Annotated in this window: 21 protein-coding genes; 14 read left to right on the top strand and 7 right to left on the bottom strand. The window is 69.3% G+C overall.

Annotated features, from left to right (window positions below; genetic code table 11):
* Positions 1 to 57: 57 nt before the first annotated feature.
* From thiS to F9288_RS01915, 6 genes are all read left to right on the top strand, one after another.
* Positions 58 to 1,050: a sulfur carrier protein ThiS gene (thiS, locus tag F9288_RS01940; RefSeq protein ID WP_174835019.1), complete on the top strand. Its 993-nt coding sequence runs from the start codon at positions 58 to 60 to the stop codon at positions 1,048 to 1,050.
* Positions 1,051 to 1,099: 49 nt separating this feature from the next.
* A complete protein-coding gene (locus F9288_RS01935) occupies positions 1,100 to 1,300 on the top strand; it encodes a CsbD family protein (protein WP_174835018.1) in 201 nt (66 codons plus the stop codon).
* Between the two features lie 179 nt (positions 1,301 to 1,479).
* Positions 1,480 to 2,334 carry a formyltetrahydrofolate deformylase gene (gene purU, locus F9288_RS01930; RefSeq protein ID WP_174835017.1) on the top strand — a complete coding sequence of 285 codons (855 nt, stop codon included), beginning with the start codon at positions 1,480 to 1,482 and terminating at the stop codon, positions 2,332 to 2,334.
* Entirely contained in the window at positions 2,331 to 2,894 is a 564-nt protein-coding gene (locus F9288_RS01925; RefSeq protein WP_174835016.1) for a prolyl-tRNA synthetase associated domain-containing protein, read from the top strand. The genes purU and F9288_RS01925 overlap by 4 nt, the downstream gene beginning before the upstream one ends.
* Positions 2,895 to 2,927: 33 nt before the next feature.
* Complete coding sequence (locus F9288_RS01920) at positions 2,928 to 3,908, top strand: phosphoribosylaminoimidazolesuccinocarboxamide synthase (protein WP_174835015.1); 981 nt, start codon at positions 2,928 to 2,930, stop codon at positions 3,906 to 3,908.
* Positions 3,908 to 4,333, top strand: a complete 426-nt coding sequence (locus F9288_RS01915) for a PaaI family thioesterase (RefSeq protein WP_174835014.1) — start codon at positions 3,908 to 3,910, stop codon at positions 4,331 to 4,333. The genes F9288_RS01920 and F9288_RS01915 overlap by 1 nt, the downstream gene beginning before the upstream one ends.
* A 4-nt stretch (positions 4,334 to 4,337) precedes the next feature.
* Here the strand turns inward: F9288_RS01915 and F9288_RS01910 are convergent, their stop codons facing one another.
* The 3 genes from F9288_RS01910 to F9288_RS01900 all read right to left on the bottom strand — a co-directional run bounded on the left by F9288_RS01910 (position 4,338) and on the right by F9288_RS01900 (position 8,454).
* Positions 4,338 to 5,183, bottom strand: a complete 846-nt coding sequence (locus tag F9288_RS01910; protein WP_174835013.1) for an SGNH/GDSL hydrolase family protein — start codon at positions 5,181 to 5,183, stop codon at positions 4,338 to 4,340.
* Positions 5,180 to 6,091, bottom strand: coding sequence for a sugar phosphate isomerase/epimerase (locus F9288_RS01905; protein ID WP_174835012.1), 912 nt, complete (start codon positions 6,089 to 6,091; stop codon positions 5,180 to 5,182). The genes F9288_RS01910 and F9288_RS01905 overlap by 4 nt, the downstream gene beginning before the upstream one ends.
* 71 nt (positions 6,092 to 6,162) lie before the next feature.
* The gene (locus F9288_RS01900; RefSeq protein WP_174835011.1) at positions 6,163 to 8,454 is read right to left on the bottom strand and encodes a TonB-dependent receptor; all 2,292 of its coding nucleotides are present in this window, start codon (positions 8,452 to 8,454) and stop codon (positions 6,163 to 6,165) included.
* A gap of 197 nt (positions 8,455 to 8,651) precedes the next feature.
* Here F9288_RS01900 and F9288_RS01895 point away from each other — a divergent pair, with 197 nt between their 5' ends.
* Genes F9288_RS01895 through F9288_RS01880 form a run of 4 tightly spaced genes read left to right on the top strand, consistent with a single transcriptional unit; the run spans position 8,652 to position 15,251 of the window.
* Entirely contained in the window at positions 8,652 to 9,314 is a 663-nt protein-coding gene (locus tag F9288_RS01895) for a TetR/AcrR family transcriptional regulator (RefSeq protein ID WP_174835010.1), read from the top strand.
* Positions 9,311 to 11,584: a glycoside hydrolase family 3 protein gene (locus tag F9288_RS01890; RefSeq protein WP_174835009.1), complete on the top strand. Its 2,274-nt coding sequence runs from the start codon at positions 9,311 to 9,313 to the stop codon at positions 11,582 to 11,584. Before F9288_RS01895 ends, F9288_RS01890 begins: the two co-directional genes overlap by 4 nt.
* On the top strand, positions 11,581 to 13,128 hold the full coding sequence (locus F9288_RS01885; RefSeq protein ID WP_174835008.1) for a carboxylesterase/lipase family protein: 1,548 nt from the start codon (positions 11,581 to 11,583) through the stop codon (positions 13,126 to 13,128). The genes F9288_RS01890 and F9288_RS01885 overlap by 4 nt, the downstream gene beginning before the upstream one ends.
* Entirely contained in the window at positions 13,125 to 15,251 is a 2,127-nt protein-coding gene (locus F9288_RS01880; RefSeq protein WP_174835007.1) for a beta-N-acetylhexosaminidase, read from the top strand. The genes F9288_RS01885 and F9288_RS01880 overlap by 4 nt, the downstream gene beginning before the upstream one ends.
* A gap of 4 nt (positions 15,252 to 15,255) precedes the next feature.
* On the opposite strand, the gene F9288_RS01875 is transcribed toward F9288_RS01880, so the two are convergent.
* The 4 genes from F9288_RS01875 to F9288_RS01860 all read right to left on the bottom strand — a co-directional run bounded on the left by F9288_RS01875 (position 15,256) and on the right by F9288_RS01860 (position 19,129).
* A complete protein-coding gene (locus F9288_RS01875; protein WP_174835006.1) occupies positions 15,256 to 16,548 on the bottom strand; it encodes a glycoside hydrolase family 1 protein in 1,293 nt (430 codons plus the stop codon).
* 88 nt (positions 16,549 to 16,636) lie between these two features.
* Positions 16,637 to 16,930, bottom strand: a complete 294-nt coding sequence (locus F9288_RS01870; RefSeq protein WP_174835005.1) for a putative quinol monooxygenase — start codon at positions 16,928 to 16,930, stop codon at positions 16,637 to 16,639.
* A gap of 40 nt (positions 16,931 to 16,970) precedes the next feature.
* Complete coding sequence (locus F9288_RS01865) at positions 16,971 to 17,963, bottom strand: ABC transporter substrate-binding protein (protein WP_174835004.1); 993 nt, start codon at positions 17,961 to 17,963, stop codon at positions 16,971 to 16,973.
* Positions 17,960 to 19,129 carry a Gfo/Idh/MocA family protein gene (locus F9288_RS01860; RefSeq protein ID WP_174835003.1) on the bottom strand — a complete coding sequence of 390 codons (1,170 nt, stop codon included), beginning with the start codon at positions 19,127 to 19,129 and terminating at the stop codon, positions 17,960 to 17,962. Before F9288_RS01860 ends, F9288_RS01865 begins: the two co-directional genes overlap by 4 nt.
* A gap of 104 nt (positions 19,130 to 19,233) precedes the next feature.
* On the opposite strand from F9288_RS01860, the gene F9288_RS01855 reads away from it, so the two are divergent.
* The 4 genes from F9288_RS01855 (at position 19,234) to F9288_RS01840 (ending at position 26,185) form a co-directional block, all read left to right on the top strand.
* A complete protein-coding gene (locus tag F9288_RS01855; RefSeq protein ID WP_174835002.1) occupies positions 19,234 to 20,529 on the top strand; it encodes a Rieske 2Fe-2S domain-containing protein in 1,296 nt (431 codons plus the stop codon).
* Positions 20,530 to 20,699: 170 nt separating this feature from the next.
* Positions 20,700 to 22,088, top strand: coding sequence for an MFS transporter (locus F9288_RS01850; protein ID WP_174835001.1), 1,389 nt, complete (start codon positions 20,700 to 20,702; stop codon positions 22,086 to 22,088).
* Positions 22,089 to 22,147: 59 nt separating this feature from the next.
* Positions 22,148 to 24,247, top strand: coding sequence for a prolyl oligopeptidase family serine peptidase (locus F9288_RS01845; RefSeq protein ID WP_174835000.1), 2,100 nt, complete (start codon positions 22,148 to 22,150; stop codon positions 24,245 to 24,247).
* A 189-nt stretch (positions 24,248 to 24,436) separates the two neighbouring features.
* Positions 24,437 to 26,185 carry a GGDEF domain-containing protein gene (locus F9288_RS01840; RefSeq protein WP_254621030.1) on the top strand — a complete coding sequence of 583 codons (1,749 nt, stop codon included), beginning with the start codon at positions 24,437 to 24,439 and terminating at the stop codon, positions 26,183 to 26,185.
* Positions 26,186 to 26,384: the final 199 nt, after the last annotated feature.

Raw genomic sequence — 26,384 nt, 5'->3', positions numbered from 1 at the left:
CGCAACATTCCCCGCGCCGCATTGCCCCTGCCGCCTCCGCCCCCTAGATGGCGGCGCATGACGCATACCGACGGCACCATCTCGATCACCGTGAACGGCGAGCATCGCCGCGTCGCGGGCGGCCTCACGCTCGCTGGCCTCGCGAACGAACTCGGCCTCGCGCCGGAGAAGGTGGCGGTGGAGCGCAACATGGTGGTGGTGCCGCGCTCGACGCTGGGCGAGGTGGCGCTGGAGGATGGCGACGAGCTGGAGATCGTCCACTTTGTCGGCGGCGGCGACCATGACGACACCTGGTCGGTGGCCGGGCGCACCTTCCGCTCACGGCTGATCGTCGGCACCGGGAAATACAGGGATTTCGCGCAGAACGCCGCCGCGCTGGAGGCGTCGGGGGCGGAGATCGTCACCGTCGCGGTGCGCCGCGTCAACGTCAGCGATCCCAATGCGCCGATGCTCACCGACTTCATCGATCCGAAGAAGGTGACGTACCTGCCCAACACCGCCGGCTGCTTCACCGCCGAGGACGCGATCCGCACGCTCCGGCTGGCGCGCGAGGCTGGCGGCTGGGACCTCGTGAAGCTGGAGGTGCTGGGCGAGGCGCGCACGCTCTACCCGGATATGGTGGAGACCCTGCGCGCGACCGAGGTGCTGGCGAAGGAAGGCTTCCTGCCGATGGTCTATTGCGTCGACGATCCGATCGCGGCGAAGCGGCTGGAGGATGCCGGCGCGGTGGCGATCATGCCGCTGGGCGCGCCGATCGGCTCCGGCCTCGGCATCCAGAACGAGGTGACGATCCGGCTGATCGTGGAGGGCGCGGGCGTGCCGGTGCTGGTCGATGCCGGCGTCGGGCAGGCGTCGGACGCGGCGCGGGCGATGGAGCTTGGCTGCGACGGCGTGCTGATGAACACCGCGATCGCCGAGGCGAAGGACCCGATCCTGATGGCGGCGGCGATGAAGGCGGCGGTCGAGGCGGGCCGGCTGAGCTATCGCGCCGGTCGCATGGGCAAGCGCCGCTATGCCGATCCGTCGAGTCCGCTCGCCGGGCTGATCTGAGGAACCGCCGCCGCCCGAAACCGTTGGTTTCCGTAGAAGGAGACTGGAGATGGGCGAACTGATCGACAAGATCAAAGGCAATGTGAACGAAGCCGTCGGCAAGGCCAAACAGGCGATGGCCGACAAGGACCCCGCGACCCGCACCGACAAGGATGCGAAGATGGAGGCGGAAGGCGCCGCGCAGGAGTTGAAAGGCAAGGCGCAGCAGTTCAAGGGCAAGGTCAAGGGCGCGCTCGGCGACGATATCTGACCTGCCGCTCATTGCCGATAATAAAGGGCCGCTCCATCCGGGGCGGCCTTTTTGCTTATGGCCCGCATGGCGGAGCCGCCGCCCGCCATATCCGGCACGGATTCCCTCGTGAGACGCAATCGTCTTTCCCGCCCCCGCCCTTTTGCCTAGATGCGCGTCCGGGGAAGGTTGGAGTGTCGATGACGAAGCCCGATTTCGTGCTGCTGGTGTCGTGCGTCGATCGCAAGGGGATCGTCGCGGCGGTCGCCAGTTCGATCGCATCGCAGGATTGCAACATCGTCGAGAGCGCGCAGTTCGGCGACGCGGAGAGCGGCCGCTTTTTCATGCGCGTCACTTTCGCCGGACCGGCGGGGATGACGACGGAGAGCTTCGGGCGCGGCTTCGGGCCGGTCGCCGCCGCCTTCGAACTCGAATGGCAGGTGCATGATCTGGCGGTGAAGCAGCGCGCGCTGGTGATGGTCAGCCGCGGCGGGCACTGCCTCAACGACCTGCTCTATCGCACCGCCACCGGCTATCTGCCGATGGAGGTGACGTCGGTCGTCTCGAACCATGAGGTCTGGCGGCGGCGGGTGGAGCATGAGGGCATTCCCTATCACTGCCTGCCGGTCACGCCGGAGAACAAGGCGGCGCAGGAGGAGAAATTGCTCGCGCTGATCGCCGAGCAGCGTGTCGATCTCATCATCCTCGCGCGCTACATGCAGGTGCTGTCCGATGCCGCGTGCCGCGCGCTGGAGGGGCGTGTCATCAATATCCACCACAGCTCGCTCCCTGCCTTCAAGGGCGCGCGGCCCTATCATCGCGCGTGGGAGCGCGGCGTGAAGCTGGTCGGCGCGACCGCGCATTACGTGACGCCCGATCTCGACGAAGGCCCGATCATCGCGCAGGACGTGTCGACGGTCGATCACGCCGACACGGTCGACGACCTGATCGCCGAGGGGCAGGAGACCGAAAGCCGCGTGCTGACCCGCGCGGTGAAGGCGCATTGCGAGCATCGCGTGATGCTCAACGGCCAGCGGACGGTGGTGTTCAGGTGAGCGAGGAGGCGTTGCGCGCGGCGTTCGCCGATCATGGCCTCGCATGGAACGTGCTGGAGCATCCGGCGGTGTTCACCGTCGAGGAAAGCGCCGCGATCCATGATGCGCTGCCCGGCGCGCATACCAAGAACCTGTTCCTGAAGGATGCCGGCGGCGCGTTCTGGCTGGTGACGGTCGATCACGCCAGGCGCGTCGATCTCAAGGCGCTGGCCGTCGCGATCGGCGCGAGGAAGCTGAGCTTCGGCAAGGCGGGGGACATGGAGCGGCTGCTCGGCGTCACGCCTGGATCGGTGACCCCGCTCGCCGCGATCAACGATCGCGAGGGGCGGGTGCGCGTGGTGCTCGACGCCGGTCTCGCGGAGGCGGCGCGGGTCAACGTCCACCCGCTGCGCAACACCGCGACCGTGGGATTGCCGGGGCGCGCGTTGCTCGGGCTGCTGGCGGATTGGGGACATGAACCACTGGTGGCCACGATCCCGGAGCGGGCCTTCGCGCCGCCCGGCGCGGGCGCGGAGCAGGACGCGAAATTCGTCCCTGACACGGGCGGTAAGTCCGACTAAGACGCGCCTTTCCCCGCTTTCGAGGATGTGCGCATGCCGGTTCGCGATTATTCCGCCTTCGTCTCGCGGACGCTGGATGACGCGACGATCCCTGAGCTTCCGCGCCATTATCGCGGCAAGGTGCGCGACAATTACGACCTCGCCGACGGCCGCCGCGTCATCATCGCGACCGATCGCCTGAGCGCGTTCGACCGCATCCTGTGCACGATCCCCTTCAAGGGCCAGATCCTCACCCAGACGGCGCGCTTCTGGTTCGAGGAGACCGCGGACATCTGCGCCAATCATGTGATCGAATACCCGGACCCCAATGTCCTGATCTGCCGCCGGCTCGATATCCTGCCGGTCGAGATCGTCGTGCGCGACTATCTCGCCGGGACGACCGACACCTCGATCCTCAAGCGCTACAAGGCCGGGCAGCGCGCGATGTACGGCATGACGCTGCCGGACGGGATGCGCGACAACGAGCGGCTGGCCGCGCCGGTCATCACCCCGACCAGCAAGGAATTCGACGGCGGCCATGACGAGCCGCTCACGCCGACCGAGATCCTCGAGCGCGGGCTGCTCACGCCCGAGCAATGGGAGGAGGTGAGCGCCGCCGCGCTGGCGCTGTTCGCGCGCGGGCAGAAGCTGGCCGACGAACGCGGGCTGATCCTGGCCGACACCAAATATGAGTTCGGCGTCGATAGCGAGGGCAGGATCATCCTCGCCGACGAAATCCATACGCCGGACAGCAGCCGCTATTGGAAGAAGGCGACCTATCAGGCGCGCTTCGAGGCGGGCGAGCGCCCGGACAGCTTCGACAAGGATTTCGTCCGCTCATGGGTGGCCGCGCGCTGCGATCCATACAGGGACGCGATCCCCGAAATCCCGGCGGACCTGATCGTCGGCACGACGAACACCTATGCCGAAGCGTTCGAGACGATCACCGGGCAGGCGTTCGAGCCGGACCTCGCGGGCGCGACGGTGCTGGAACGCATCCGCGACCGGCTGGCGTCGCTGTTCGGCGCCGCCTGATGGGCGAAGCGGCGTTGCGCCTGACGGTGGCGGAGCTGTCGGCGTTCCTCGACGCGGCCTTCCCCACCGCCGCGCGGGCGACGCTGGGCGAGGTGGAGAGCCTCGCGCTCAACCGCCTGCGGATGCGGCTCGATCCGCTGCCGGCGATGGCGCGGCCGGGCGGCATCGTCTCCGGCCCGACGCTGATGACGCTGGCGGACGTCGCCGCCTACGGCGTGATCGCCGCGCATCACGGCCCGGAGGCGATGGCGGTGACCAACGCGCTGTCGATCTCCTTCCTGCGCGCCTGCCGGTTCGAGCCGATCGTCGCCGACGCGCACCTCATGAAGCTCGGCCGACGGCTGGCGACGGTCGACGTGCGGATCTGGCAGGGCGTGGAGGACCGGCTGGTCGCGCAGGCGACGGTTGGCTACGCGCTGCCCTGATCGCTCATCGCCGGCCGTCCAGCCCCAGCGCCCGCCCGGCGACGCGGCGCATCACGGCATAGCCGGCGGCATTGGGATGGACGCCGTCGCCCGACCATTCGGCGCGAAAGGCGTGGTCCTTGTCCTCCAGCGCGGAATAATAGTCGATATAGGTCAGCTTCTCGCGGCGCGCGTAATCGGCGAGCCACGCGTTGAGCGCGCGGATGCTCTCCACCGGCGCGATGCCGGGCCGCCAGCCGAACCGCGCGGCGGGCGGCACGGAAGCGAGCACGACCCTGATCCCATGCGCCCGCGCCAGTTCGGCCATCGAGCGGATATTGTCCTCGATCGCCGCCAGCGTGGTCGGCCCGGTGTTGCCGGCGATGTCGTTGGTGCTGGCCATGATGTGCACGGTGCGCGGTTTCAGGTCGATCACGTCGGCGCGGAAGCGGCCGAGCATCTGCGCCGTCGTCTGCCCGCTGACGCCACGATCGATGCGGTCGGCGGTGAAGAATCCTGGATCCTCGCGCCGCCACAATTCGGTGATTGAATCCCCGAAGAAGACGATGCGGTCGGCGCTGGCGGGCGGCAGCGCGGCATTCTCGGCGCGATAGCGGCACAGGCCGGGGAAGTCGTTGACGAGCAACGCATCCTGCCACCGCTGGTAGATCGCCATGCCGTCGGCGGTGACCGGCGGCGCGGGCTGGCCGGCCGCCTTCGCCGTCGCATAGCGCGCCATATAATCGGCGACGATGGCCGGCATCGCCGGTAGCGCGGCGCACGGATCGGCGAGGATGCCGACGGTGAGCGGCGGGGAAGCCGGCGCGGCCTGCCCGGCGAGCGCCAGCGCGGCGATCAGCGCGATAGTCATTTCCCTTCCCCTTGCAGATGGCGAAAGTTGCGCGCGAGCAGGTCGAGCGCGGCGGCCGGTTCGATGCTTTCCTGCTCGATGAAGACATACGGCACGCGGGCGCGCTTCAGCGCGGCGAGGATCGGCGGCCATGCGATCGTGCCCTCGCCGACGGGCGCCGATGCCGGTATGTCGTAGAGCGAGGGCGTGTAAGGCCCGCGCCAGTCCTTGACGTGCGCCAGCCGAACCCGCCCGCCCGGCGCGAGATACGGCAGGGGATCGATGCCGGCGGCGATCGTGTTGCCGATATCCAGCTCCAGCGCGACGAGCGCCGGATTGGTCTCGGCGAGGATCAGGTCCAGCCCGTAGCGGCCGTCGTAGCGCCGGAAATCGAAGCCGTGGTTGTGGTAGGCGAAGCGCATTCCCGCCGCCTTCGCCATCTCGCCGAAGCGGTTGAAGCGCGCGGAGGCCGCGTTGATGTCGTCGGCGGTGATGCGCTGCGTGGCGGCGCGGAATTTCTCCTCGGTGATCGGCAGCGTCAGGCCGGGGAGGCGCGGCACGGCGGCGACCACCCATTCCAGCCCGATCGCGGCGGCGTCGTCGATCGCGGCTGCGGCCTGCTCGTCGCGCATGTCGGGATAGAGGCCGTGCGCGCCGATCGCGGTCAGGTTGTTGACCTTGAGCAAAGCGCGCCACTGGCTTGGCGTGCGGTCATAAAAGCCGGCGAATTCGACGAACCGGATGCCGATCCGCGCGATCGCCGCCAGCGTGCCCTCAACGTCCTTCGCGAGCAGGTCGCGGAGCATATAGAGCTGCACGCCGATCGCCGGCGCGAACGCGGGGGTGACGGCGCTGCCCGGCCCGGCCGCCGCCGCCGCGACGGCGGTGGCTCCGGTAAGGCGGAGAAGGTGGCGACGATTCAGCTTCATGCGTCCTCCCCTACTCTCATTCCCTGAAAAAGACCGGGCCGGACATTGCGTCCGGCCCGGCAGGGGATGGCTCAGAAATGGAAGCTCACCGTGCCGCCGATGGTGCGGAACGCATCGGGGCTGACGATCTTCGAATAACCGCCCGGATTGATCGCGGCCGGGGCGGCGTAAGCGGCGTAGAAATGCGTGTTGAGCAGGTTGCGCGCATAGATGCCGACATGCCACGCCCCGTCGCTCGCGCCGATGCCGATCGTGCCGTTGAGCAGGCCATAGGCACGGATTTCGGACTTCGGATCGCCAAGCACCGCCTGCGTACGGTCGCGCCACGCCCAATTGGCGTTGGCGTCGAGCGTCAGGTCGTCGCCCAGCGGCTGGTTGAAGTCGCCGCGCAGCGTATAGGACCATTCGGGCGCGTTGGGCAGGCGATAGCCAGCATAGTTCGCGACGTTCGCACTGGTCGCCGGATCGACGTAGCAGCCGACGCCCGCCGTCGGCGACATCGGCTGGCCCGGATAGCAGGTGCCGAGATATTCGCGGAACGTCGCGTCGCTGTATGCGCCGTTGGCCGACAGGCGCAGGCGCGGCGAGACGTGCAGGCTGGTCTCCACCTCCACGCCGCGCGCGCGCATCCCGCCGGCATTGGAAAGGTAGAAGGCCGGCGGCGTGACGCTGGTGTCGAACGTCTGCGCCTGGAAATTGGTGAAGTCAGACCAGTAGAGCGCGGTGTTGAAGGTCAGCGCGCCGTTGAACAGCTGAGATTTCAGGCCGATCTCGTAGCTCTTGACCGTCTCCGGCTTCACCTCGTGGATCGTGCCGGTGGTGCCGTCGATCGCCGGGCCCTTGTAGCCGGTCGACCAGGTGGCGTAGAACATCACGTCGCGGGTCGGCTCGATCTGCAGGCCGACCTTGCCTGACACGTTGTCCGCCCGCACCGTCCCCGAATAATTGGGGAGTTGGCCCGAGACGATCGCCGGGAAGGGCAGCTTCTCCACGACCAGCTCGCCGTGATTGCGATCGTTGGTATAGCGCAGCCCGCCGATCAGCTTGACGCCCTCGACCACCTTGTACGTCGCCTGCCCATAGGCCGCGAGGCTGCGCACGTAATTGGTGTTGAGGCGATTGCCGCCGCCGAGCACAATCGGCACGCCATAGCCGGGGAACAGCGGCCCGAAGTTGAAATCGCCGTATTGCGCCGTCCAGCCGCCGTTGGTGGTGTGATAATAATAGAGGCCGAGCGTATATTCGAGCCGCTTGCCGGCGGGCGAGGTGAGGCGCAGCTCCTGCGTGAACTGGTTGCTGTCGATCCCGCCGTCGCTATGGTTGAAGATATCGGCCGGCGAGCCGTCGATATCGGTGAGCTGGGTGGTCTTGAGCGAGCGATAGGCGGTGATCGAGGTCAGCGTGAAATCGCCCAGCCGGTAATCGGCCTGGAGCGAGCTGCCCCACAGCCGCGTGTTTGCCGTCCAGTCGCCGTCGTTATAGGCGATATAGACATTATGCCCCGGCTTCACCGCGAACCGGTTGAAGGCGAGGTTGTAGAGCGGGTTGGTGCCGAGCGATTCGATGAGCTGGCCGTCGCGCGCAAAACCGGTCTGATATTCGCCGGTCAGCAGCAGCGAGAGGTTCTCGGTCGGCTCCCACAGCAATTTGCCGCGAATGCCGTAATTGTCGCGGTCGCCGACGCGGGTGCCGTTGACGACATTGGGGATCGCGCCGTCCTGCGCATTGTGGAACGCGGAGACGCGCAGCGCGACGTTGCTTCCCAGCGGCACGTTGGCGGTGGCGCGCTCGAGCTGGTCGTTGCGCTCGCCATAGGAAAGGTCGAGGTCGAGCGAGCTGACGCCGAGCTGCGGCTTCTTCGTGATGATCTGGATCACGCCGGCGGAGGAGTTCTTGCCGAACAGCGTGCCCTGCGGGCCGCGCAGCACCTCGACGCGCTCGACATCGGCGAAGCCGGTCGCGCCGGGGTCGCGCGACAGGCCGATCACCACGCCGTCGACGACGAGGCCGACGGTCTGCTCGACGCCGCTGTCATAGGTCTGCGTGCCGATGCCGCGTATCTGGTAGCCGCCGCCGTTCGATACCGGGTTGGTCGCCGAGAAGGTGATGTTGGGCGCGAGATACTGGATGTCGGTCGCCTCGCGGAAGCCGGTCTTCGCCAGATCCTGCCCGGAAACCGCGCTCACCGCGACGGGAACGTCCTGCAACCGCTCCTCGCGGCGTGTCGCGGTGACGATGATGTCGTCGGGATTCTGCGCCGTCGCGCCAGCCTGCGCCGGCTCGGCCGCCCATGCCGGCGTCGCGATCGTCATCAGCGCCGTCGCCGAACCAAGCAACGCGCTCCTCAATGCCCGCTTTTCCATTTTCCCTTGCTCCTCCCCCGGCGATTCGCGGCCGGACCGCCCGGCACTCGATCGCTTGGGGCCGGTATGGCTGTAATTTACAGTCAGTCAAGCCCGTTTGTTTGTTGACCAGGGCCGCCTAATCGCGCTAGCCGGATGGAAATGACGCGCTATGCGTGCCGATGGACGGCGGATTCGTCGCCGACTGGAGGAGGGGAATGACGGAAGTTCGACGCCGACGGACGCAAGCGGAGCGCAGCGCGGGAACGCGCGCGGTCCTGCTCGATGCGGCGATCCGCGTGCTGCGGGAACATGGTTATGGCGCGACGACGACCCTGCTGGTCGCGGCGGAGGCCGGGGTCAGCCGCGGCGCGATGCTCCATCAGTTCCGCACCAAGGCCGATCTGATGACCTTCGTGGTCGAGGCGGTCTATGAGGAAGAGCTGGCGCGTTACGCGGAGCATTTTCGCGGGATGACCAACCCGCGCGAGATCATCCGCGCCTATCCCGAGGTGGGGTGGAAGGTGCTCAGCCGGCCATCGGGCGTCGCGGTGCTGGAGATCCTGCAAGGCTCGCGCAGCGATCACGTCCTCGCCGAGAAGCTGGCGCCGTTGCAGGCCCGGATCGAGGAGGATGCGCTTCGGCGTATCCGCGAAACCATCGGGGTGGTGGATTCGTCGATGGCGATGATGCGGCTGATCGTCTGGGCGGTGCGCGGCTTGTCGATCGCGAGCGTGCTGGCCCCGCGCCCGGAAGAGATCGTCGCCTCGATCCGCTTGCTCAGCCGCCTGATCGACGCCGGGTTCGAGAATGGCGCGCTCCAGCTCGATCACCCGCGCGCCGGGGCCGGCGCCACCGACACAGCCAGGGCGAAGCAATGACTCTCATCCGACGCATTCCCATGACCGCGCTGGCGATCATCGTCGCGGCGGCGGCATTTCCCGCAGCAGCAAAGGACAGGCCGATAACCGCGACCAACACCCGCGCCGGCAACGAGGCCGCGATCGACGCCCGCGCCGCCGCGCTCGTAGACAGGATGACGCTCGACGAGCAGCTCTCGCTGCTGAAATCGCGTTCGGGCGCCAGCCTGCTTGATCTCGGCGTGCCGCTGCCGCCGTTCATCCCGGAGGCGATGCGAACCGAAAAGCCGAAGGGCGCGATCGGCACCGCCGGCTTCGTGCCCGCGATCGAGCGGCTCGGCTTCCCCGCGCTGCAACTGGCCGACGCCAGCCTCGGCGTCGCCGATATCGGCTATCTGCGGCCGGGCGACCATGCGACGGCGCTCCCCTCCACCTTGTCGCTCGCCGCGACGTTCGATCCGGCGATGGCCCATGCGGCCGGCGACATCATCGGCGCGGAGGCGTTCGCCAAGGGGATCAACGTCCAGCTCGCCGGCGGGGTGAACCTGGCGCGCGAGCCGCGCAACGGGCGCAACTTCGAATATCTCGGTGAGGACCCGCTGCTCGCGGGCACGCTGGTCGGCGAGCAGATCGCGGGCATCCAGGCGCATCACGTCGCCTCCACGATCAAGCATTTCGCCGCCAACAGCCAGGAGAGCGGCCGCTTCGTCTATGACGTGCGGGCGTCGGACGCTGCCTTGCGCGAATCCGATCTGCTGGCGTTCGAGATCGGCATCAGGCGCGGCAGGCCCGCGTCGGTGATGTGCGCCTATAACCGCGTGCGCGGCAGCTATGCCTGCGAAAGCGATTACCTTCTAAAGCAGGTGCTGCGCGGCGACTGGGGCTATCGTGGCTGGGTGATGTCCGACTGGGGCGCGACGATGAGCCTGAAGCCGTCGATCGACGCGGGGCTGGACCAGCAATCGCCGCAGGACAAGGATTATTTCGCCGGCATCCCGGCGGCGATCGACAAGGGCGAGATCAGCCGCGCGCAGGTGCGCGAGATGGCGCTGCGCATCGTGCGCTCGATGATCGCGGTCGGCGCGCTCGATCATGTCGCCAGGCCGGGCGGGGCGATCGATCAGGCCGCCCATGCCGCGCGCGCGCAGGCGATGGCCGAGGCCGGCATGGTGCTGCTCAAGAACGACGGCCTGCTGCCGCTCGCCGCCGGCGCGAGGACGATCGCGGTGATCGGCCGCCACGCCGACAAGGGCGTGCCGGCCGGCGGCGGCTCGTCGCAGGTGATCCCCTATGGCGGCGTCTATCGCGACGTGCCGGAGGGGACGCATCCGCTGCTTGCGCTGATGGCGCCGTCCTATGACCTGTCCTCGCCGCTCAAGGCATTGCAGGCGGCGCTGCCGGGCGCGCGGATCGTGTTCGACGACGGATCGGACGCGGCCCGCGCCGCCGCCGTCGCGAAGGAGGCGGATATCGCCCTCGTCTTCGCGGTGAAGCCGGAGATGGAGGGGGTCGACAGCGCGGACCTGTCGCTGCCTTACGGGCAGGATGCGATGATCGCCGCCGTCGCCGCCGCCAACCCGTGCACCGGCGTGGTGCTGGAGACCGGCAACCCGGTCGTGATGCCGTGGCTCGACAAGGTCGGCGCGGTGCTGGAGGCATGGTTCCCCGGCCAGCGCGGCGGCGAGGCGATCGCCGCGATCCTTTCCGGCGCATCGTCGCCGTCGGGCCGGCTGCCGCTTACCTTCCCCGCCGCGACCGACCAGCTCCCGCACCCGCAAGAGGTGGGCTACGACCCGGCGAAGCAGCGGCCGCTCGGCATCGGCGTGAAATACGATCCGTTCACGATCGACTATAAGGAAGGCAGCGACATCGGCTATCGCTGGTTCGAGAAGACCGACGCGAAGCCGCTGTTCCCGTTCGGCTACGGCCTGACCTATACCAGCTTCGCCTATGCCGGGCTGAAGCAGGCGGGCGGCGCGGGGCTGACCGTCACCGCGCGGATCACCAACACCGGCAGGCGCGAGGGCGTGGAGGTCGCGCAGCTCTATGTCGCGCCGCCCGGCCGCACGCATCGGCTGGCCGGCTGGGCGCGGGTGTCGCTGAAACCGGGCGAGACGCGCGAGGTGACGATCGCCGCCGATCCGTGGCTGCTGCTCTCCTATGACGAGAAGGCCGGGCAATGGGCGCGGCTGGCGGGCGAATATCGCTTCTTCGTCGGCAAGTCCGCCGGCGAGCCGGAATTGCGCGGCACCGCGCGGCTCGACGCCGCCACCGAGAGCCGCCGCCGGTGAGGCCGTGGTGGCTGCTCGCGTCGGCGTCGCTGCTCATCGCCGCCGCTCCCGATGCCGCGCCGGTCGTCGTCACCGACGCGGGGCAGGTGCGCGGCACCGCGTCGGACGGGGTGGAGGCATTCCTCGCCATTCCCTATGCCGCGCCGCCGGTCGGCGCGCTGCGCTGGCGGCCGCCGCAGCCCGCCACGCGCTGGAGCGGCGTGCGCGAGGCGGGCGCGATCGGCCCGGATTGCATCCAGGCGCGCGAGGCGAGCGATCCGCGCCCGATAGCGGAGGATTGCCTCACCGCGAACGTGTGGCGGCCGGCCGGGCATCGCGGGGCCGCGCTGCCTGTCGTGGTGTGGATTCACGGCGGGGCCTATGTCGCCGGCGGCAGCTCGGACCCGCAGACGCGCGGGGAGGCGTTCGCGCATGACGGCATCGTCGCCGTCACCTTCAACTATCGGCTCGGGCGGCTGGGCTTCTTCGGCTTCCCCGCGCTGTCGGCCGAGCATCCGGAGGAGGCGAAGGGCAATTACGGCCTGCTCGACCAGATCGCCGCGCTGCAATGGGTGAAGCGCAACATCGCCGCCTTCGGTGGCGATCCGCGCCGTGTGACGGTGATGGGTGAATCCGCCGGGGGCGAATCAGTGCTGCTGCTCGCCGGATCGCCGCTGGCGCGCGGGTTGTTCGCGCGCGCGATCGTCCAGTCGGGTGGCGGCGCAGCGCCGTTGCTGGGCCGGCGATTGCTGCATGAGGACGCGGCGGGCGGGGTGTCGGCGGAGAAGGCGGGACTGGCCTTCGCCGCTTCCGCCGGGATCGAGGGTGGCGATGCGGCTTCGCTCGCCCGGCTGCGCGCGCTGCCCGCATCGAGGATCAACGACGGGCTGAGCATGATCTCGCTGGTGTTCGACGGCCTTGCGCGCTTCACCGGGCCGATCGAGGACGGGCGCGTGGTGACGGCGGACGCCGATCGCGCGCTCGCTGCCCGGCGTGACGCGTTGCCGTTGCTGATCGGCACGACCGACGCCGATCTCGGGCTGAACCGCGCGATGACGAAGGACGAGGCGTTCGCCGCCTTCGCCGATCCCGCCGCCGCGCGCGCGGCCTATGATCCGGGCGGGCAGGGCGCGCTGCCCGCGATCAACACGCTGATCGGCGCGGATCGCTCCATGACCGAGCCGGCGCGCCGCATCGCTCGGATCACGGCGGAACGGAACGCGCCGGCGTGGCGCTATCGCTTCGGCTATGTCGCGACCCCGATCCGGGGCAAGCCGGTTCCCGGCGCGGAGCACGCGAGCGACGTCGCTTATGCCTTCGGCACGATCCGCGTCGCTTATCCCAACGGCCTGACGCCTGAGGATATCGAAACGCAGCGCCTGTTCCACTCCTATCTCGCGCAGTTCATCAAGACGGGTGATCCCAATGGCACGGGCCTGCCGGGCTGGCCGCGCGTCGGCAAGGACGGCGAACCGCTGATGGACTTCACCCGCGATGCGAAGGCGGTGGCCGGCCCCGATCCGTGGCGGGCGCGGCTCGACCTGACCGCCGGGGCGCGGCAGTGAAGGCGCTGCTGCTGGCCGGCGCGATGCTGGTTTCCGGCGTTGCCGGCGCGACTCCCGCGCTGATGCCGCTCCCCACCTCGGTCGCGCCGGGCGAGGGGACGCTGGCGATCGCCGGGCCGCTCGCGCCGCGCTGGTCCGGCTGCGGCGATGCGCGGCGGCTCGACGATGCGGCGGCGCGGTTGCAGGCGGATATCGGCCGGCAGACCGGGCTGGCGTTCGATGCGGGCGCGGCGGTGCCGCTCGCCGTCACCTGCGCCAGCGCCGACGACGCGGCCGACAAGGGCGAGGGCTACCGTCTGACGGTGACGGCGCAGGGCATCCATATCGACGCGCAGGGGCGCAGCGGAATATTGCGGGCCTTCGCCACCTTGCGCCAGCTCGTCGGGCTGTCGCCGCAGGGCATCCGGCTCGCGGCGGTGACGATCGACGACGCGCCGCGTTTCGCGTGGCGCGGCGTGATGCTCGATAGCGCGCGCCATTTTCTCACCGTCGAGACGGTCAAGCGCCAGATCGACGCGATGGAGCGGGTGAAGCTCAACGTCCTCCACCTGCACCTCAGCGACGACGAGGGCTTCCGCGTCGAGGTCCGCCGCTATCCGAAGCTGACCGCCGGCGGGGAATATTACACGCAGGCGCAGGTCCGCGAGCTTGTCGCTTATGCGGCGGAGCGCGGCATCCGCGTCATCCCCGAATTCGACGTGCCGGGCCACAGCCGCGCGATCGTGCGGGCCTATCCCGAACTGGGGGTGGAGGGGAAGAAAGGGCCGCTCGGCACGGCCGACGTGGCGCTCGATCCCGCCGCGCCCACCACCTGGCGCTTCCTCGACGCCCTGGTCAGCGAGATGGCGGCGCTGTTCCCCGATCCCGTCTTCCACATCGGCGGCGACGAGGTGGCCAGGGGCGTGTGGGACGGCGACGCGGGCGTTCGCGCGTTGATGGCGCGCGAGAAGCTGGCGGACAGCCGCGCGGTGGAGAATTACTTCCACCGCCGCGCGCAGCAGATCCTGCGCCGCCACGGCAAGACGATGATGGGATGGGAGGAAGTGGCCGAACGCCCCGGCCTCGCCACCGACGCGATCGTGCAGGCGTGGCAGACCTCGAACGTCACCGCCGACGTCACCGCCAAGGGCTATCGCACGGTGGTGTCGGCGGGCTATTATCTCGACCTGCTGATGCCGGCGGATTTCCATTACGCTTTCGATCCTACCGATACCGCGTCGGCCGGCTTCACCCCCGAGTTCGCCGCCATGCTGCGCAAGGCCAGCCCGTTCCTCGCCGGCTATGTCGGCGACGCGCTGGTCGCCTTCCCCCGCCCGCCGCTGACGGCGGAACAGGAGCGGCTGGTGCTGGGCGGCGAGGCGCCGCTGTGGACGCCGACGACCACCGACGAGATGCTGGATCATGTGCTGTGGCCGCGCGCGGCGGCGCTGGCGGAGCGTTTCTGGTCGGCGAAATCGGTGCGCGATCCCGCCGACATGTATCGCCGGCTGGGCACGGTCGGCGCGCTGCTGACGGTCGACGGGCTGGACGATCAGGCGAACCGGATGCGGATGGCGCTGCGGCTCGCGCCCGATGCGGTCGAACCGGTGATGACCCTGCTCTCGATCACCGGGCCGGTGCGCAACATGGCGCACGATCACCGCATCAAGGCGGCGCTGGCCGGCAAGCGCATCATCCAGCCGCTCAACGCGCCGGCCGACGTCGCGCCGGTCGATTCGCTCGTCGCGCGACGCTTCGCCGCCGACGCCGCGCGTTATGCCGGGGGTGATCGGTCGCTGGCGGCGGCGCTGACCGGCGAGCTGATGCGATGGCGCGACAATGACGCGCGCTTCGTCGCGGCGTCGGCGGGCCGCCCGCTGCTGGAGGAGGCGCGGCCGACCTCGGCGCAGATCGCCGCGCTGGCGGGCTATGGGCTGGAGGCGATCGCCGCGATCGAGGCGCACCGGCCGCTCGACCGCGACCTCGCGGTAAAGGCGCGCGCCGCGCTCGACACGCTCGATGCGCAGGAGAAGGCGTCGTGGCGGCCGATCGAATCCTTCCTGCTGCCGCAGCCGCCGGCCGACCTGATCGTCAAGATCGGCCCCGGCGTCCGCGCCCTGATCGACGCGGCCGCCGCGCGCTGACAGCTCAGCCCAGCCCGCCGCGCCGCGCGATCGCGCCGAGGAAGCGCGCGGAGGGCTTGGGCGTGCGCCGGAACGTCCTGGGATCGACCGACACCAGCCCGAATTTCGGCTTGTAGCCCGCCATCCATTCCCAATTGTCGAGCAGCGACCAGTGGAAATAGCCGCGCAGGTCGATGCCGTCGGCGACGCAGCGCTGCACCCCGGCGACCGCGCCCTGGATATAGGCGATGCGCCGCGTGTCGTCCTCGGTCGCGACGCCATTCTCGGTGACGTAGATCGCCTTCTTCGTCCGTCCCGCGACCAGCCGGACGGACTTTTCGATCGCGTCCGGGGTAAAAGCGTAGCCCATCTGCGTCAGCTCGGTGCCCGGCGGCGGGGGGACGTCGGCGTTCGCGTCCACCGCGCTGCCGGTATAGGTCTGCACGCCGATGAAGTCGCCCGGCGCGGCGAGCCAGCGGTCGAGCATCTCGGCCTGCTTGCGCTTCAGCCCGCTGTCGTCACCCCCGGCGGCGTGGTCGGCCGTCACCGCCAGCGTCAGGCCGATCGGGAATTTGCCGCCGCCGGCGCGCATCGCGTCGATCGCGGCGGCATGGGCGGCGAGCACGCCGTCATATTGCGCCTCCCCCGCCAGCATCGGGCTGGCCCAGCCCGGCGACGCCGTCGCCGCGCCGGCCGCCTGCTGCATCATGGCGATGATCGGGCGCGCCTTGTCGAGCATTCCGCCCCAGCGGACGACAGTGGAAAGGTTCGGCTCGTTGAATGTCGCGGCGAGGTGGATCAGGTCGCCCATCTCCTCCGTCACGCGGCGGCAATGCGCGGCGAAGGCGGCGACATTGGCCGGATCGGCATAGCCACCCGACGCCGCCACCCAGCGCGGCACGGTGAAATGGTTGAAGGTGACGGCGGGCGCGAGGCGATGCTCGCGGCACGCCTCCAGCACGCGGCGGTAATAAGCCAGGCCGGCGCGCGATATCTGCCCGCGCTCCGGCTCGATCCGCGACCATTCGATCGAGAAGCGATGCGCGTTGAAGCCGAGCGATGCGACCAGCGCGATATCCTCCATGACGTGATGATAGGCGTCGCAGGCGTCGCCCGACGGCTCGGCGAAGATCGTCGGCTTGACGTGCTCGACCACCCACAGGTCGCTGGCGTAATTGCCGCCCTCGATCTGATAGGCGGCGCCCGCCGTGCCCCACAGGAAGCCGGGCTTCGCCGGCACCGCCGCCGCGCCGGCCCGCGCCGCCGATGCCAATGCGCCGCTTGCCGCCGCCGATAACAGGAACTCACGTCGTTGCATCGCATCCTCCACCCCGTTTTCGGAATGGAGCTGCATAACATACGGTCAGAGTTGCTTGTAAAGAAGTTTTCGGCCGCCGCGCCGTCCGTCAGCCGTCGACGTTGAAGAGCCCGGCGCTCGGCCAGCCGTCCATATGCGGCTGGACGTGGGCGAGCAGCTCGCCGCCATAGGGGGCGGCGCGATGAAGGTCATAGGCCGCCCGCGATTCGTAGATCTCGACCAGCGATATCTTGTCGGCGTCGTCGGTCGCGACGAGGATGTCGCAGCGCAGGCAACCCGGCTCGCGCTCGCGCACGAAGGCGACATTGTCGCGCAGCGCCTGGAGCAGCGCGGGGCCTTTGCCGGGCAAAGCGGTGAATGAGGCGATGACGCCGACCTGCATGATCTTTCTCTCCCGTCCCAGATAAGGTTAGAGCACTAACCTAAATCCTGAACTCGGCGAAAGTCTCCGGCGCGAACATTTCCTCCGCCGTCAGGCGGCGCGGCGAGAGTCCCTGCTCGTGGTGGTAGCGGGTGAAGGTCTCGATCACATGGCGGTTGCGCCCGATGCCATAGGGCCACCATTCGCGGCCCATCGTCGCGATCGTGTCCTCCACCGCCGCGATCTGCCACGGCAGCATCGTCTTTAGCGAGGCCGAGACGAGCAGTTGCTCGTAGCTCAGCCGCTGCGCCGCGACGAACGCCTTGTAGAGCGCCTGCGCGATCCAGCGGTTCTTCTCATAGACGTCGCGGCGGATCGCGACGACGTGCATGATCGGGAAGATGCCGGTCTTGCCGAAATAGGCTTTCTCGACATCGACGAAATCGGGGAACAGCCGGCCCACCCTGTCCGGCTCCGAATAGAAGGTGGAGGGTGCGCGGGCGGTGTGGAGCGCGTCGATCTCGCCGTCCGCGAGCATCCGCGCCAGCGTCTGCTCCGGTCCGATCGCCTCGACGCGGAATCGCGGCGGCAGGTTCAGCTTCAGCTTCTCCTCGCGCCCCGGCTCCTCCTCCCCGCCGGTTAAATAGGTGACCGAGGCGGGATCGACGCCATATTCGTCGTGCAGGATGCCGCGTATCCAGACCGGCGCGGTCATCTGATATTCCGGCACGCCGATGCGCTTGCCGATCAGGTCGGCGGGCTTCTCGATCCCGCTCGCCTTCGAGACGAAGATGCACGAATGGCGGAAGAAGCGTGACGGGAACACCGGGATCGCGATGAAGCCGGGGTCTTCCCGCCCCAGCGTGACGCAATAGGAGGACATGGAAAGCTCCGCGACGTCGAACTCGCGGTTGCGCAACATGCGGAAGAAAGTCTCCTCCACATCGAGCGGCAGGAAATTGAGGTCGATCCCGTCGGGCTGGACGCGGCCGGTCTGCAACGCCTCGGTGCGGTCGTAATTCCAGCAGGCGAAGGAAAGGGGAAGGCGGCTCATGGTTGCTCCGTGGCTTCGCGGATGATCGTGTCGGGGGAGATGTCGGCGCCGCGCCGGCTCGATTCGATCAGCGCGGCGCAGGCGGCGACGGTCTCCAGCCCCCAGCGGCCATCGTGGACCGGCGCGCGGGTGCCGTCGATCGCGGCGGCGAATTCGTCGATCACCGCCTGACGCGGCACGACCGGCGGGGGGAGCGGCCGCCATTCGCGCGTGGCGTCGGCGTAGATGGCGAGGCCGGTCGGCGTCAGCCGGATGTCGGCGCGCTCGCAGCTCGCCAGCACGAAGCCGAAATGCTCGTGGTGCGGCGCGGGCGCGGGAAGGGCGCCCTTGCCATAAGTGCGCGCGAGCTTCGCGTCGCTCTCGTCCTGTTGCGGCAGCGATCGTCGTGCCGCGCCATATTGCGCCGCGTCCTTGACGTGGCCCAGCTCACCGATCCAGCCCATCAACTCGTCGCTGTCGTAATGCGCATAACCGCTATAGGTCAGCGAGGCCTTGGCGCCCCCGTCGAAGAACAGCAGCGCGGCATAGGCCCCGTCGCTCGGGCGGGCGGCATCCCAGTTTCCGGCGCTGGCGCGGACCGCGCGCAGCTTCCGCCCCGCGAGCCGCCGCACCATGTCGATCTGGTGCGCCGCCTGGCTGAACACCGCCCCGCCGCCGCGTGCCGGATCGAGCTCCTCCGGGCGGCGCGGGCGATACATGAAGTCGGTGTAGTTGAACGTCAGCAACTGGCGCAGCGGCCCATAGGCGCCCGAGGCGATCAGTTCGGCGGCGGCCCGCACCGGGGCATCGAAGCCGTGGCTCGGCCCGACCAGCAGCACGCGGCCGGCGCGGCACGCGGCCTCCGCCATCGCCGCGCAATCCATGACGTTGGTGGCCATCGGCTTTTCGACCAGCACATGCTTGCCGGCCTCGAGCGCGGCGATCGTCTGCGCGGCGTGATGCTCGTGCGGCGAGGCGATATAGACCGCGTCGATATCGGGCGCGGCGAGCATCTCCTCCGGCGAGGCGAAGGCGCGGCCGCCGAACTCGCGCGAAAATTGCGCGCGGGCGTCGGCGCGCGGATCGGCCGCGCCGGCGAGCGCGATGCGCGCATCGCCCGTCAACGCCGGCAGCGTGAGCATGAAGCCGCGCCCCAACCCGATGATTCCCAATCGAATCCTGCTCATCGCGCGTCATGTTCCCCTGGGCCGCGCATGGTTTTGACGGGTCGTGGCTTGAATGTCAAAATACTTCGATATAGAAGTATTTCAATCAGGATGGGGACAGGTGGATGACACCCGAGCAGAACGACCTTCTTTGCCGCGTCGCGGGCGATGCGCCGATGGGGCGGCTGATGCGCCAGCACTGGTTGCCGGCGTGCATGATCGAGGAGGTGGCGGAGCCGGACTGCACGCCGCTCAGGGTGCGGCTGCTGGGCGAGGACATGGTGGTGTTCCGCGATACGCAGGGCCGCGTCGGCGCGCTGGACGAAAAATGCCCGCACCGCCGCGCCTCGCTCGCCTTCGGGCGCAACGAGGAATGCGGGCTGCGCTGCCTCTATCACGGCTGGAAGTTCGACGTGGAGGGCAATGCCGTCGACATGTCGTCGGAGCCGGCGGACGCCGCGCTGCGCAAGACGATGAAGGCGCGGGCCTATCCGGTGCATGAGGCGGGCGGCTTCGTCTGGGTGTGGATGGGCGATCCGGCGCGGGTCACGCCGTTCGATCCGCCCAACTGGGCGATGGTGCCGCCGCAGAAGATCAGCATCGTCAAGATGCACGGTGCCTGCAACTGGGCGCAGGTGCTGGAAGGCTCGATCGATTCGGCGCACAGTTCCAGCCTGCATTCCACCAACATGCCGACCGCGAGCGAGGTGGAGGGATCGACCGCCACCGACACCGCGTGGCTGCGCCCCTCCGCCGACAAGGCGCCGCGCATCGAGGTGCAGAAGACGCCGTTCGGCTTCCGCTACGTCGCGATCCGCACGCCGATCGTCGACCCGGACAGGCAGGATTACGTGCGCATGACATTGTTCGTCGCGCCGTTCACCGTCCACATCCCGCCCAACGACCAATATCATTTGAGCCAGATGCTGGTGCCGGTCGATGACGAGAACACGATGTTCTACTGGATCGCCTGGCATCCCGAGAAGGGCATCTCGCAGGATGCGTGGCGGCGCTTCTGCGGCGCGGAGGTGGGCAAGGACGTCGAGCCGGTGACGTTCCGCAAGGTCCGCAACGCCGAAAACAATTACATGCAGGATCGCGCGGCGATGAAGGCGGGGGACTTCACCGGCATCTACGGCATCCCGACGCAGGACATGGCGATGTGGGAATCGATGGGTCCGATCGCCGACCGCAGCGAGGACCGGCTGGGATCGAGCGACAAGGCAATCTTCACCTTCCGCACGCAGATGTACCGCGCGGCACAGGCGGTGGCGCGCGGCGAGCCGGCGATCGGCACCGCCGCGCCGCGCATCCCCGCCGCCGGGCTGATGTCGTTCGAGGGGATGGTCGCCAAGGGTCGCGACTGGCGGACCATCAACGTCTCGCCGGAGGAGCGGGCGCTCGAAGACGTCGGCGGGTGAGGGCGCCCGGCCGGACACGATCGGCATTTGACAAATTGGTTCGTATCCTTAGCATTATTGATGCCCCGGCAGGACCGGAGGAATCGCCGGGAGGATATGACCGTGGGCATTCATGGCCGGAGGATCGGCGCGCGGGCCGATAGCGGCGTCGTTCCGGGGCGTCGCTCCTGATGCACGGCAGCGTCGAGCCGATCCGCGATGCCGCGCCCGATGCGGCGGACCTGCACGTCCCCCCCACCGCGCGCGAACGGCGCTGGGCGCTGGCGCTGCTGCTCGCCGTATCGACGATCGCGTTCATCGACCGCACGATCCTCAACACCACCGGGCAGGCGATCAAGGCCGATCTGAAGCTGAGCGATATGCAGCTCGGCCTGCTTGGCGGCGCGGCGTTCGCGCTGCTCTACGGGATGCTCGGCATTCCGGTCGCGCGGCTCGCCGAACGCTATAACCGCGTGCGCATCATCGTCGTCGCGATGACGATATGGTCGGCGATGACCGCCCTGTGCGCCGCCGCCGCCGGTTTCCCCGCCCTGCTGCTGGCGCGGATCGGCGTCGGCGTCGGCGAGGCGGGAGCGGGGCCGCCCTCGCAATCGCTGATCGCGGACTATTTCCCGCCGGACCGCCGCGCCTTCGCCTTCGGCATCCTCGGGCTGGCGACGCCGATCGGGATCATCTTCGGCGCGATCGGCGGCGCGGTCGTGGCGCAGCATTTCGGCTGGCGCGCCGCTTTCCTGCTGGTCGGGCTGCCGGGGCTGGTGCTGTCGCTGATCGTCTGGTTCGGCCTCGGCGAGCCGGCGCGCGGGCTGGCCGACGGGCGGCTGGCGGGGGCGGAGGCGCCGCCGCTCGGCGCGGTGGTGCGCCGGCTCGCCGGCAGCCGGGCGTTCCGCCATCTGGTGATGGCCGGCACGGTGGTGAGCTTCGTCGGCTCGTCGGGCATGACCTTCGCGCACCCCTTCTTCGTGCGCAATTTCCCGGTCGGCTATACCGAGGCGGCGATGGCCTTCGCGCTGATCAACAGCGTGTCGCTGGCCGGCGGATATCTGCTCGGCGGGATGCTGACCGACCGGCTCGGGCGGCGCGACGTGCGCTGGTACGGCTGGATGCCGGCGATCTGCATGGTGCTGACCTCGATCACCTATGTCATCGGCTTCTCGCAATCGACATGGTTCTGGACGATCGTGCTGCTGATCCCGCCGGGGCTGTTCGCCGGCGTCTATTACGGGCCGACCTACGCCATCACGCACAATCTGGTGGAGCCACGGATGCGCGCCTCCGCCACCGCGATCCTGACGCTCATCATGAGCATGGTGGGCATGACGGTCGGCCCGGTGGTGACGGGCTGGCTGAGCGATTTCTACGCGGCGCGCGCGTTCGCGGGCGACTATGCCGCCGTCTGCGCGCAGGGGGCGCAGATCGCATCCTGCGCGAAGGCCTCCGGGCAGGGGCTGCGCGCCGCGCTGGTGACGGTGTGCGTGCTGTTCTCGATCGGCGGGCTGAACTTCCTCTGCGTCGCCCGCAGCCTGCCGGGCGAGCTGGCGCACCTGAAGCGCGCGGACTGATTGCCAACGGCCGATCGGCCGCTAATCTGACGCCCGCAAACGAAAAGAAGGGGGCGGACATGAGGTCGATCGCGCTGGGCATGTTGCTGGTCGCGGCGCCGGTGACGGCGCAAGCGGCGGAAGCGCCGCCGCCGGGGCTGGAGGCCGCGCTCGCTTATCCCTTCCCCACCTCGCTGATCGCGGCGGAGGCGGCGGATCGCATCGCCTGGATCACCGTGGTGAAGGGCGTGCGCAACGTGTGGACCGCCGCCGCCCCCGACTATCGCGCGCATCCGCTGACGCGGGCGGTCGCCGACGACGGGCAGGAGCTGACCGGGCTGGTGCTCTCGCCCGACGGCACCCGCGCGATCTGGGTGCGCGGCGGCGATCATGACGCCAACTGGCCGATCGAGTGGGAGCCGAATCCGGCCGACAGCGCCCAACTCGTGACGCTGGAGATCTGGTCCGCCGCCACCGCGGGCGGCGCGCCGGTGAAGATCGCCGAGGGTGACGCCCCGGCGATCTCCGCGACGGGCCGCGTCGCCTATATCAAGGGCGACAAGGTGTGGAGCGTCGATGCCGCCGGGAAGGAGAAGCCCGCGCCGCTCATCGCCGATCACGGCAAGGCCGCCGCGCTCGCCTGGTCGCCGGACGGGACGCGGCTCGCGTTCGTCTCGCGGCGCGGCGACCACAGCTTCGTCGGGATATGGTCGGGCGCGGACCGGCCGATCGTCTGGCTCGCGCCGGGGATGGGCTTCGACGGCGCGCCGGTCTGGTCGCCGGACGGGCGCCGCGTGGCGTTCACCCGGCGGCCCGGTGCCGGCGGCGCGCCGGAGCCGATGCTGACCGAAACGCCGCGCCCCTGGTCGATCGTCGTCGCCGACGCGGCGAGCGGCGAGGGCCGGGCGGTGTGGCAAAGCCCGCGCACCGCCAACGGCTCCTATCCCGGCGAGATCTCGGACGGCGCGGCGCTGATGTGGGGCGCGCGCGATCGCCTCGTGTTCCGCGCCGAGCTGGACGGCTGGCCGCATCTCTATTCGCTGCCGGCGGCGGGCGGCGAGCCGCTGCTGCTGACGCCCGGAAACTTCATGGTCGAGCACACCACCATGTCGCGCGACCGTGCGACCTTGCTCTACGACGCCAATACCGGCGCGGCGGCGGAGGACGACGACCGCCGCCACCTGTTCCGCGTGCCGATCGACCGCGCCGCGCCGGTCGCGGTGACGCGCGGCGAGGGGCTGGAATGGACGCCGGTCACGGCCGGCGGCGATCGCATCGCCTTCGTCGCGGCCGGGCCGACCCGCGCCGCCGAGGTGCGCGTGACCGGGGCGGGCGGGCGCGACACGCTCGTCGGCGATTCCTCGGCCGGCTATGCGCCGCCGATGGTCGCGCCGAAGCGCGTCGTCTTCAAGGCGTCTGACGGGCTGACCGTCCACGGCCAGCTCTTCGAGCCGGCGGGCGGCGGCGGGAAGCGTCCCGCGATCGTCTTCGTCCACGGCGGGCCGATGCGGCAGATGCTGCTCGGCTTCCCCTATATGGATTATTACGCGCACAGCTATGCGGTGAACCAGTATCTCGCGTCGCGCGGCTTCGTCGTGCTGTCGGTCAACTACCGGCTCGGCATCGGTTACGGCCGGGCGTTCCAGCATCCCGACAAGAGCAGCTTCCGGGGCGCGTCCGAATATCGCGACGTGCAGGCGGGCGCGAAATATCTGCAATCGCTGGCCGGCGTCGATCCGGCGCGGATCGGCATCTGGGGCGGCTCCTATGGCGGCTATCTGACCGCGCTGGCGCTCGCGCGGGACAGCGCGACGTTCAAGGCGGGCGTCGACCTGCATGGCGTGCACGACTGGTCGCGGCTGATCGCGGAGGAGGACAAGCCGGCGGTGCGCTATGAGAAGGGCGATTGGGAGGCGACGCTCAAGAGCGCCTTCGAAAGCTCGCCGGTCGCCGATGTCGCGCGCTGGAAATCGCCCGTGCTGCTGATCCACGGCGACGACGACCGCAACGTGCGCTTCAACCAGACCATCGATCTCGCGCGGCGGCTGGACGATGCCGGCGTGCGCTATGAGGAACTGGTCCTGCCCAACGAGATCCACGGCTTCCTGCGCTATGCCGACTGGCTGAAGGCCGATGTCGCGACGGTGCGCTTCTTCGAGGCGGAGCTGAAGGGCAAATAGGCCGGAAGCCGCCGGCCGCGACTTAATCCCGCCGGCGGTCGCGTTGCTTCGCGCCGGATTGGCCCTGCCAGCCCGCGCACCGTCAGGCGCGCGTGATCCCGCCTCCGGTAGACGGCCACGCTCGCGGGAATCCCGAAAAGGCCCATTACGCTAAAGCTTTGCCAATACATTTCGTGGCAAGGCGGAACCATGACGACGGTCGCGGAGTGGTGGCGAAGGGGGCTGTGCCGCATGGCGCTGGCGTTCCTCGCGCTATGCTGTTGCGCGCCGGCCGGGGCGCAGGTGATCGGCCTCAGGCCAATGCTGTGCCACGCCGTGACCGATTCGCGGCAGGCCGACGACACGCTGCCGTCGCTGCATTTCGCCTGCGCCGGCACGCCACGCGGCTATCAGCACGGCAGCCTGTGGCTCAACGCGCGGCTCGATCGGCTGCCGATCGAGCCGCGCAACCTCGCGCTGATGGTCCACCAGTCGCGCTTCGACCGGCTGGCGGTGGCCTATTCCTATGCCGATGGCGCGGTGCGCTGGCAGGAGGTGAGCGGCGGCCGGTTCGGGGCGCACTGGCGCGCCGGCGGCCAGATAGTGTTCGAGGCGCCGGATCGCGATGCGCCGGTGGTCGCGGTGACGATGCGCTTCGACCGGCTGGCGGAATACGACCTCGTCCACGCGCGGCTGATGCCGCAGGGGGACGGCGCGCGGCAGACGACCGCGCTCGCGCTCGTCGTCGGCGCATCGCTGACGCTGCTGCTGATCGGCGGCCTCTACACCCTCTCGCTCGCCTTCGCCCTCCACCGCCCCTATCTCGCCTGGCACGGCGCGTGGGCGGTGTGCATGCTGCTGTGGGGCGGCATCTGGTCGCAGCTCGATCTGCTGATCTTCCCCGGCATGGCGGGGACCGTATCGGCGCAGACCTGCACCTTCCTCTCCTGCCTCGCCGTCACGCTGGCGACGGTGAGCGCGGTGACGTCCTTCGCCCCCGGCATCCTGCCGCGCCGGTTGAGGACCGCCACGCTCGCGCTCGGCGTCGTGGTCACGCTGTTCGGCATTCCGCTTTCCTTCGTGCGCGGGCCGGGCCTGATGGAACTGGCCGCGCTGCTCGGCTGGCTGATCCTCGCCGACCTGCTGGCGGTGACGATCTGCCTCGCGCTGGCATGGCGGCGCGGCGCGACCGAGGCGCGGGACTTCGCGGGTGCGTGGTTCGTCCCGATGGTGACGCTGGCCGCGATCCAGCTCATCGACATGGACGACGGTTTCTGGGGCGCCGGGTCGAAGCTGGTCATCCTGCTCGCCGCGACCTGGCAGACGTTATGGCTGACGATCGCCGCGACGCGGCGGCTCGGGCGGCTGCGCATCGAGCGCGATCGCGCCCGCGCCGGCGAGGTGCTGGCGCGCGAGCTGGCGCGGCGCGACGCGCTGACCGGGGTGCGCAACCGGCGCGGCTTCGTCGAGAGCGTCGCGCCGCTGCTCGATCGCGCGCGGGCCGACGGCCTGCCGGCCGCGCTGCTGCTGATCGACATCGATCGCTTCAAGTCGATCAACGACGAGCATGGCCATGACGCCGGGGACGTGGTGCTCAGCCGGGTGGGCCGGCGGATCGCCGCCTGGGAAGGCGCGATGTGCACGGCCGGCCGGATCGGCGGCGAGGAGTTCGCGCTGCTCGCGATCGGGCTGGAGGGCGTGGTGCTCGAGCGTTTCGCCGAAAGCGTCCGCGCCGGGATCGCTGCGTGCGACCATCGCGACACGATCGGGGACCGGAGCGTCACCGCCAGCATCGGCGTCGCCGAAACGCGCCCGGCGGCGGAGTTCAGGCTGTTGTTCAAGCTCGCCGACGAAGCGCTCTATGCGGCGAAGCGCGACGGGCGGAATCGAATCCGCCGGATCGCGCCGGAGGCGACGGATCGCAGCTATCCGCCGCAACGGGCGCGCATCAATCAATAGTCCTGGGTGTGTGTTTCGGAATTATATGATTCCGATCGTATTGATCTTGGAATTATATGATTTAACAGCGAAAATCTCTCTCTCGTGCATCCGATCCATTTGACAGCGATGGATCGCGGATTAAGGTAGTTACCAACCTTACTAAAGCGCGGGCGGGGCACATCGATGGGAGGATACCGGCAGTCCGGAACCGGCGGCG

It is taken from the genome of Sphingomonas sp. CL5.1 (genome assembly GCF_013344685.1).
Lineage (GTDB): Bacteria > Pseudomonadota > Alphaproteobacteria > Sphingomonadales > Sphingomonadaceae > Sphingomonas.
Note: the sequence above shows the minus strand (reverse complement) of the source record. Positions and strands in the feature narration are given on the sequence as shown.

What these genes read in the sequence shown, in the direction of transcription:
- F9288_RS01855 (WP_174835002.1), top strand. Translation starts at nt 19,234, where the DNA reads ATGACACCCGAGCAGAACGACCTTCTTTGCCGCGTCGCGGGCGATGCG.
- F9288_RS01895 (WP_174835010.1), top strand. Translation starts at nt 8,652, where the DNA reads ATGACGGAAGTTCGACGCCGACGGACGCAAGCGGAGCGCAGCGCGGGA.
- F9288_RS01850 (WP_174835001.1), top strand. Translation starts at nt 20,700, where the DNA reads ATGCACGGCAGCGTCGAGCCGATCCGCGATGCCGCGCCCGATGCGGCG.
- F9288_RS01890 (WP_174835009.1), top strand. Translation starts at nt 9,311, where the DNA reads ATGACTCTCATCCGACGCATTCCCATGACCGCGCTGGCGATCATCGTC.
- F9288_RS01865 (WP_174835004.1), bottom strand. Translation starts at nt 17,963, where the DNA reads ATGAGCCGCCTTCCCCTTTCCTTCGCCTGCTGGAATTACGACCGCACC.
- F9288_RS01910 (WP_174835013.1), bottom strand. Translation starts at nt 5,183, where the DNA reads ATGACTATCGCGCTGATCGCCGCGCTGGCGCTCGCCGGGCAGGCCGCG.
- F9288_RS01875 (WP_174835006.1), bottom strand. Translation starts at nt 16,548, where the DNA reads ATGCAACGACGTGAGTTCCTGTTATCGGCGGCGGCAAGCGGCGCATTG.
- F9288_RS01920 (WP_174835015.1), top strand. Translation starts at nt 2,928, where the DNA reads ATGCCGGTTCGCGATTATTCCGCCTTCGTCTCGCGGACGCTGGATGAC.
- F9288_RS01860 (WP_174835003.1), bottom strand. Translation starts at nt 19,129, where the DNA reads ATGAGCAGGATTCGATTGGGAATCATCGGGTTGGGGCGCGGCTTCATG.
- F9288_RS01840 (WP_254621030.1), top strand. Translation starts at nt 24,437, where the DNA reads ATGACGACGGTCGCGGAGTGGTGGCGAAGGGGGCTGTGCCGCATGGCG.
- F9288_RS01915 (WP_174835014.1), top strand. Translation starts at nt 3,908, where the DNA reads ATGGGCGAAGCGGCGTTGCGCCTGACGGTGGCGGAGCTGTCGGCGTTC.
- thiS (WP_174835019.1), top strand. Translation starts at nt 58, where the DNA reads ATGACGCATACCGACGGCACCATCTCGATCACCGTGAACGGCGAGCAT.
- F9288_RS01905 (WP_174835012.1), bottom strand. Translation starts at nt 6,091, where the DNA reads ATGAAGCTGAATCGTCGCCACCTTCTCCGCCTTACCGGAGCCACCGCC.
- purU (WP_174835017.1), top strand. Translation starts at nt 1,480, where the DNA reads ATGACGAAGCCCGATTTCGTGCTGCTGGTGTCGTGCGTCGATCGCAAG.
- F9288_RS01845 (WP_174835000.1), top strand. Translation starts at nt 22,148, where the DNA reads ATGAGGTCGATCGCGCTGGGCATGTTGCTGGTCGCGGCGCCGGTGACG.
- F9288_RS01870 (WP_174835005.1), bottom strand. Translation starts at nt 16,930, where the DNA reads ATGCAGGTCGGCGTCATCGCCTCATTCACCGCTTTGCCCGGCAAAGGC.
- F9288_RS01935 (WP_174835018.1), top strand. Translation starts at nt 1,100, where the DNA reads ATGGGCGAACTGATCGACAAGATCAAAGGCAATGTGAACGAAGCCGTC.
- F9288_RS01900 (WP_174835011.1), bottom strand. Translation starts at nt 8,454, where the DNA reads ATGGAAAAGCGGGCATTGAGGAGCGCGTTGCTTGGTTCGGCGACGGCG.